Below are 5,045 nucleotides of genomic sequence, written 5' to 3'. Positions count from 1 at the left end.
TCGTCGCGCAGCGCCGCACGGGCGGCGACGACCCAGTGCGAGATGCCGGCCTGCTCCGCGGTCCAGGCATGCACCCGGGGCAGCGCCAGCAGCCGCTCCACGGCGGCGTCGGCCTCGACCACCCGGCCCAGGGCGACCCCTGCGGTGCGGGCCACGCCGGCCAGGTCGACGAGGTCGGCCTGGCAGCCGAGGACGGCGACCCGTGCGGCGAGCTCCGGCGATGCACCCGCGGCGGTCAGCTCGGCCTGGAGCGTGCGGGCACGGTCTCCGGCGGCCCCCCGCCGGGCCAGCCACGTGTCCCGGTCCAGTACGGCGGCGACCGCGGCCAGGGCGGGTGCGGCCGCGGTGAGCTCGGCGGGGTCGGGGTGGGCCCGCAGCAGCCGGTCGGCGGTGGACTCGGTGGCCGCCTGCAGCTCGGGCAGCGCCAGCCGCTCCACGGCCAGCGGCACCTCCGCACCGACGAGGCCGTCGACCAGGGCCCACACCGGGTCCAGGCCCAGCACCTGGGTGGCAACGGTGTACGCGCGTGCCGCGACCGCGGTCGGGACACCGGAGCGCTCCTCCAGGCGCAGCAGGAAGCCCGGGCCGACCCGATTGACCAGGTCGTTGGCCAGCTGGGTCGCGGTGATCTCCCGCGCGAGGGCGTGGGCCGCCACCCGGTCGGGCCACCGCTCCCGCACCGCGCGCGGGAAGTAGGCCGCCAGCACCCCGACCGTCGACGGGTCGTCGGACAGGTCGCCGGCCAGCAGCTCCTCGCGCACCAGGTTCTTGGAGTGCGCGAGCAGCACGGCGGCCTCGGGCCGGGTGAGCCCGGAGCCGGCCTGCCGCAGCCGCTCGATCTCGGCCTCGCCCGGCAACTGCTCCAGGTCGCGGTCCAGGCCGGCCTGCCGCTCCAGGTCGCTGATGAGCTGCGCGTGCCGGTCGAGCAGGAACGGCGCCTGGGCCGCGCAGACCGACAGCGCCCGGGCCTGCAGCGCGTTGTCCGCCAGCACCGCGGCGGCCACCTCGTCGGCGACCTCGCGCAGCACCGCGTCGCGCTCGGCGCGGGTGATCTCCCCGTCCTCGACCGCCCCCCGGAGCAGGATCTTGAGGTTCACCTCGCGGTCGGAGGTGTCGACGCCGGCGGAGTTGTCGATGAAGTCGGTGTTCAGCGCCACCCCGGCCCGCGCCGCGGCCACCCGGGCGCGCTGGGTCAGGCCCAGGTTGCCGCCCTCGCCGACCACCCGGCAGCGCAGCTCCCCCGCGGTGATGCGGACCGCGTCGTTGGCGCGGTCGCCGACCTGCGCGTCGGTCTCGTCGGCCGCCCGCACGTAGGTGCCGATGCCACCGTTCCACAGCAGGTCGACCGGCGCCCGCAGCACCGCCCGCACCAGCTCCGCGGGCGGCAGCGACTCGGCCTCCACGCCGAGCCGGGCCCGCACCTGCGGCGAGAGGGGCACGCTCTTGGCGTCGCGGCGGTGCACCCCGCCTCCCGGGGAGAGCGCGGCGCGGTCGTAGTCGTCCCACGACGAGCCCGGCAGCCCGAACAGCCGGCGGCGCTCGGCCGCGGACCGGGCCGGGTCGGGGTCCGGGTCGAGGAAGACGTGCCGGTGGTCGAACGCGGCCACGAGCCGCAGCCGGTCGGACAGCAGCATGCCGTTGCCGAAGACGTCGCCGGACATGTCGCCGATCCCGACGACCGTCAGCGGCCCGTCCGGGTCGGTGCCGAGCTCGCGCAGGTGGCGACGCACCGACACCCACGCGCCGCGGGCGGTGATGCCCATGGCCTTGTGGTCGTAGCCGCTCGAGCCGCCGGAGGCGAACGCGTCGCCCAGCCAGAAGCCGCGGCGCTCGGCCACCTCGTTGGCCAGGTCGGAGAACGTCGCCGTCCCCTTGTCGGCCGCCACCACGAGGTAAAGGTCCGGCCCGTCGTGCACGACGGTGCGGGGCGGTTGCACCACCCGGTCGCCGCCCCGGTCGTCGGTGACGTCCAGCAGCGCGTCGACGAAGGTGCGGTAGGCGTCCGCGACCCGCGCCTGCACCGCCGCCCGGTCCAGGCCGCGCAGGTCGCTCCGGACGACGAACGCGCCCTTGGCCCCCGCCGGCACGATCACCGCGTTCTTCACCATCTGCGCCTTGACCAGCCCGAGCACCTCGGTGCGGAAGTCCTCCGGGCGCTCCGACCAGCGCAGCCCGCCCCGCGCCACCCGGGCGCCGCGCAGGTGCAGCCCCTCCATCGGCGGCGAGCAGACGAAGGTCTCGACCTCCGGCCGCGGCTTCGGCAGCAGGTCCAGCTCGCGGGAGGCGATCTTCAGGGCCAGCGCCGGCCGGGGCGCCCCGTCGGAGTCCACCTGGTAGCGGTTGGTGCGCACGACAGCGGCCAGCACGTCGCGCAGGCCGCGCAGGATGCGGTCGGAGTCCAGGCTCGTCGTCCGGGTGAGCAGCTCGGCCAGGTGCTCGGCGGCCGAGGCCGCGGCCACGGGGTCGGCGGCGTCGGGGTCGTGCCGGGCGGCGAAGTGCACCAGCAGCGCGCGGGCGAACTCCGGCGCGGCGAGGACGGTCTCCGCTACGTAGCCGCGGGACAGGCCCAGGCCGACCTGGGCGAGGTAGCGGCAGGCCGCGCGGAGGACGTCGACGTCCCGGACCGGCAGCCCGGCCCCGACGGTCAGCCGGGACAGGCCGTCCAGCTCGGTCTCCCCGGCCCAGGCCGCGGCCAGCGCCTGCTCCAGGCGGTCCAGCGCCACGGCGGGTGGGGTCCCGGGCGGCAGCACCAGCTCGAGCCGGGACGCCGGCCCGTCGTCGTCCCCGGGAAGCGAGACCGCGTCGGCCAGCCGCACGCCGAGCCGGTCGAAGACCGGCACGACGTCGGCCAGCAGCGGCCGGGGGCCGGGCCAGGTGACCAGGCCGGCGACGCGGTCGCTCCCGGTGTGGCCCTCGGGGCGCAGGGTCAGCCGGCGGCGGGCGCCGGCGGCAGCCGGGGCGCTCACCGGGCCGCCGCGTGCGCGTCGAAGGCGGCGTCGAGGACGTCGAGCGCCTCGGTGAGCAGGTCCTGCCCGATGACCAGCGGGGGCAGGAAGCGCAGCACGTTGCCGAACGTGCCGGCGGTCAGGGTGATGACCCCTTCGGCATGGCAGGCCCTGGAGACGGCGTTGGTCAGCGCGGCGTCGGGCTCGTTCGTGCCCGGCCGGACCAGCTCGACGGCGAGCATCGCGCCCCGGCCGCGGACGTCGCCGACCACGCCGGTGCGCTCCTGCAGTGCGCGCAGCCGCGGCAGCATGGTGGCCTCGATGGCACGCGCGGCACCGTTCAGGTCCTGATCGCGCATGGTGCGGATGGTGGCCAGTGCGGCGGCGCAGGCCACCGGGTTGCCGCCGTAGGTGCCGCCCAGGCCGCCGGTGTGCACGGCGTCCATCAGCTCGGCGCGGCCGGTGAGCCCGGCCAGTGGCAGACCGCCGGCGATGCCCTTGGCGGTGGCGACCAGGTCGGGGACGACCTGCTCGTGCTCGGCGGCGAACCAGGCGCCGGTGCGGCAGAAGCCGGTCTGCACCTCGTCGGCGATGAACACCGCACCCGAGCGCCGGCACCACTCGGTCAGGGCCGGCAGGAAGCCCGGCGCCGGGACGACGAAGCCGCCCTCACCCTGGACCGGCTCGATGAGGACGGCGGCGACGTTCTCCGCCCCGATCTGGGTCTCGATCAGCGAGATCGCGCGGGCGGCGGCCTGCTCGCCGGTCATCCCGGGCTCGTCGCGGTACGGATAGGACATCGGGACGCGGTAGACCTCGCCGGCGAACGGCCCGAAGCCGTGCTTGTACGGCTTGTTCTTGGCCGTCAGCGCCATCGTGAGGTTGGTGCGGCCGTGGTAGGCGTGGTCGAAGACGACGACGGCCGAGCGGCCGGTGGCCACCCGGGCCACCTTGACCGCGTTCTCCACGGCCTCGGCGCCGGAGTTGAACAGCGCCGTGCGCTTCTCGTGGTCGCCGGGGGTCAGCCGGTCGAGCTCCTCGGCGACGGCGACGTAGCCCTCGTAGGGCCCGACCATGAAGCAGGTGTGGGTGAAGGCGGCGACCTGCGCCTGGACGGCGGCCACCACCTCGGGCGCGGCGTGGCCGACGCTGGTGACGGCGATGCCCGAGCCGAGGTCGAGAAAGGAGTTGCCGTCGACGTCGACGACCACGCCCCCGGCGGCGCGCTCGACGTAGACGGGCAGGACGCTGCCCACGGCGGAGGTCACCGCGGCGGCCCGGCGGGCGGCCAGCTCGCGCGAGCGGGGCCCGGGCACCTCGGTGACCAGGCGCCGCTCCTGGGCGACGGTGCGGGGGCCGGTGAGCAGGTCGGTCATCGCTGTCTCCTCGTGGGGCCGGCCTCCCCCGACGGGGGAGGTCCTCGTCCCCAGAGTCCGTGGCGTGCGTCTCCACCGGTACCGTCCGGATCGGCACTCCAGAGACGTCCGGGTGTCCAGATCGTCGAGAGGTCAGCCCCGTGCCGGTCACCGTCGCGACCCTGCTGGGCACCGCGTCCCTGGAGCTCACGCTGCACACCCCCACCGCCGACGTGGACCGCCCGGTCTCCTGGGTGCACGTCAGCGAGCTGGCCGACCCCACCCCGTTCCTCGAGGGCGGTGAGGTGCTACTCACCACCGGGCTGACTCTCGCCCCCGAGGACCCACAGCTCCCGGACTACGTGCGCCGGCTGGCCGAGACCGGGGTGGTCGCGCTGGGCTTGGGTACCGGGCTCAGCCACCCCCGGATGCCGGACGAGCTGGTGGCCGCGGCCGACGCGCAGGGGCTGGCCATCCTGGAGGTGCCCCGGCAGACGCCGTTCATCGCGATCTCGCGGGCGGTGTCGGCCGCCCTGGCCGCGGAGGAGTACGCGGCGGTCGCTCGGACGTCGGCGGTCCAGCAGGAGCTGACCCGCGCCGCGGTCGCCTCCGGCGCCCCGGCCGCCGTCGTCGACCGGCTCGCCCGGCACCTCGGCGGCTGGGCGCTGCTGCTCGACGCCGCCGGCACCCCGCTGGAGGCCGCGCCACGCAGCGCCCGCGCCCGCGCCGGTGACCTGGCGACGGC

Annotated in this window: 3 protein-coding genes; 1 reads left to right on the top strand and 2 read right to left on the bottom strand. The window is 76.4% G+C overall.

The genetic code is table 11. The features are described from left to right. Together E4P41_RS21200 and gabT are read right to left on the bottom strand one after the other, a co-directional pair. Positions 1-2,966, bottom strand: a 2,966-nt coding sequence (locus E4P41_RS21200; protein ID WP_245177549.1) for an NAD-glutamate dehydrogenase domain-containing protein, incomplete at its 3' end; no start/stop codon positions are given. Further along, positions 2,963-4,321 carry a 4-aminobutyrate--2-oxoglutarate transaminase gene (gabT, locus tag E4P41_RS21195; RefSeq protein ID WP_135143176.1) on the bottom strand — a complete coding sequence of 453 codons (1,359 nt, stop codon included), beginning with the start codon at positions 4,319-4,321 and terminating at the stop codon, positions 2,963-2,965. The genes gabT and E4P41_RS21200, both read right to left, overlap by 4 nt. Positions 4,322-4,461: 140 nt before the next feature. Here gabT and E4P41_RS21190 point away from each other — a divergent pair. Then, positions 4,462-5,045 (top strand): PucR family transcriptional regulator ligand-binding domain-containing protein (locus tag E4P41_RS21190; RefSeq protein WP_209307849.1); only part of this gene is annotated, 584 nt, incomplete at its 3' end.

This window comes from Geodermatophilus sp. DF01-2 (genome assembly GCF_004571065.1).
GTDB lineage: Bacteria > Actinomycetota > Actinomycetes > Mycobacteriales > Geodermatophilaceae > Geodermatophilus.
This window is presented reverse-complemented; position numbering and strand designations above follow the sequence as displayed.

Bases quoted from the DNA above. Each gene is read 5' to 3' on its own strand.
- gabT (WP_135143176.1), bottom strand. From the start codon at position 4,321: ATGACCGACCTGCTCACCGGCCCCCGCACCGTCGCCCAGGAGCGGCGC.